The organism is Dietzia sp. SYD-A1, assembly GCF_015356725.1.
Classification (GTDB): domain Bacteria; phylum Actinomycetota; class Actinomycetes; order Mycobacteriales; family Mycobacteriaceae; genus Dietzia.
This window is the reverse complement of sequence record NZ_JADDKI010000594.1, coordinates 1-840: the sequence shown is the minus strand read 5'-3', so window position 1 is coordinate 840 and position 840 is coordinate 1. Positions and strand designations below refer to the sequence as shown.

1 protein-coding gene is annotated in these 840 nt (G+C 70.7%); it reads left to right on the top strand.

Going from position 1 to position 840, the window contains the following annotated elements:
- The first annotated feature begins 172 nt into the window (after positions 1–172).
- Positions 173–742 (top strand): DUF6328 family protein, encoded by a 570-nt coding sequence (locus tag IY392_RS17520; RefSeq protein ID WP_228549583.1) that lies wholly within the window; start codon positions 173–175, stop codon positions 740–742.
- The last annotated feature ends 98 nt before the right edge of the window (positions 743–840 follow it).

Genomic DNA, 840 nt, shown 5'->3' with positions numbered 1-840 from the left:
CTCCCCGCCCTCCCCGCAGCCGCGCGCAAAGACTGCAGCCGCACAGGAAATCTCCCGTGCGGCTGCAGTTCTTGCGCGCGGCTGTCGAGGGGTCGGCCCGCAGATGTGCTGAGAGTGCTTCCGCCGCCGAGCCGGGCGGACGACGATGGGAGCACGTGGCGAAGGGAGCGAGATGAACTCCGAGGAACACGGCCGGCCCGGCGACGGCACGGCCGGCGACCTAGCCGAGGGCCCAGCCGGGGACCCAAGCGAGGAACCAGCCGAGGAGCGCGATGAGACCGAGGCGCAGCGGATCGACCGCAACTGGATCGAGCTGCTGCAGGAGCTGCGCATCGTGCAGACCGGCGGGCAGGTGCTCACCGGCTTCCTGCTGGTGGTGCCGTTCCAGGACCGTTTCGCCGACATCGGAGGCGGTGGCCGAGCCCTCTACCTGGTGGTCCTGACGCTTGCGCTCGCGTCGACGGTGGTGCTGCTGGCTCCGGTGATGATCCACCGCGCGGTGTTCCGCTCCCACCGCAAGGACAGGGTGTTGCAGTTGTCCGCAACACTCGCCCGGGTCGGTCTGGCGATGCTGTCGATCGCGTTGGTGGGCCTCGCCGCGCTGGTGTTCTCGCTGGTGGTCGGGCCGGTGGCGGGGCTCGTGGCCGCGGCGGTGATGGCGGTCCTCGTGACCGCCATGCTGTTCGTCCTGCCCGCCCGGGTCCGCCATCGCGCCGCGACCACCCCGTACTACGCGGGATGAGCACCTGCGTACGCCGATGACACGGCGTCGTCATCTGCGGGTGGGACAATCTGCGGGTGGGACAATGGGCCATGACCCGGCCCGCGACAGCGCAGGGG

Bases quoted from the DNA above. Each gene is read 5' to 3' on its own strand.
- IY392_RS17520 (WP_228549583.1), top strand. From the start codon at position 173: ATGAACTCCGAGGAACACGGCCGGCCCGGCGACGGCACGGCCGGCGAC.